Below are 894 nucleotides of genomic sequence, written 5' to 3'. Positions count from 1 at the left end.
AAGTTATGAAGAACTTCACGTCGATGGTGGTTTAGCCGCTCAAGTATTTTTCAATCCATCTAACTTCGACTATCAGCAGATCTCAGATGCTCTTGGGTTAGAAAAACCACCACAGCTCGATGTTATTCGAAATGGAGCACTGAAAGCGCCGTACCACTCGCTGAGAGATAAGGGTCTAGATTTAGTAGCAAAGAGCGTATCAAGCCTGACTCTTGCTCAAACACGTGGTGATTTATATCGAATGAAATACATCTGTGAAATCAACAACATTGATATGCAATTTACTTACATCGAGCACGACTTTGGTTACGCCAAACGAACCAAAGACATGTTTGATGAACACTATTTATTAACCATATACGAATATGGTTATCACAAAGCAACTCAGGGCAAACCTTGGGTAACAGAATTACCTTAATTTAGGGATATCGTAAAATGAATAAAACAGTTTTAGCGCTACTTATCATGGCAACGTCTAGCGCTGCCATGGCACAAAATGTGACCTCAATGGAACAGCAAAAAGTCGATAACGACATGCTACAACTGGCCGACGTTCAACAAGAAGCGGCGTTGTTCATGGTTGAAGAAAATTCAGACTACGTGGAGATTGACTACATTGGTCAGTGGGTTGACGTGAACAATTACGTCACACATAAAGAAGCTAAAGAACGCCAGCTTCAAAAGACCACCAAGAAATACATTTACTCGCAAACAGGTGAAACTCTAGAATCCATCGAGCAGCGAATTGCTGAGCATATTCAAGTGGACCAACCTAGATATTTCAGTGTCGATGTTTACCGTAATTACCACGGTGATTCTGGGGACTTTAACTATCTAGCTCGAGTTATCGAATACATTTAAGTTATTCGTTTGACATCAACGATAAAACCTACT

General features: G+C 40.5%; 1 protein-coding gene and 1 pseudogene. Both read left to right on the top strand.

All coding sequences use genetic code 11. The features are described from left to right. Nucleotides 1–418, top strand: a pseudogene (locus AB4138_RS23870) (patatin family protein); the annotation flags it as partial. Nucleotides 419–435: 17 nt separating this feature from the next. Further along, complete coding sequence (locus AB4138_RS23865; protein ID WP_102394485.1) at nt 436–861, top strand: hypothetical protein; 426 nt, start codon at nt 436–438, stop codon at nt 859–861. Nucleotides 862–894 lie beyond the last annotated feature (33 nt).

Source organism: Vibrio sp. 10N.286.52.C3 (assembly GCF_041468865.1).
GTDB classification, from domain to species: domain Bacteria; phylum Pseudomonadota; class Gammaproteobacteria; order Enterobacterales; family Vibrionaceae; genus Vibrio; species Vibrio crassostreae_C.
Note: the sequence above shows the minus strand (reverse complement) of the source record. Positions and strands in the feature narration are given on the sequence as shown.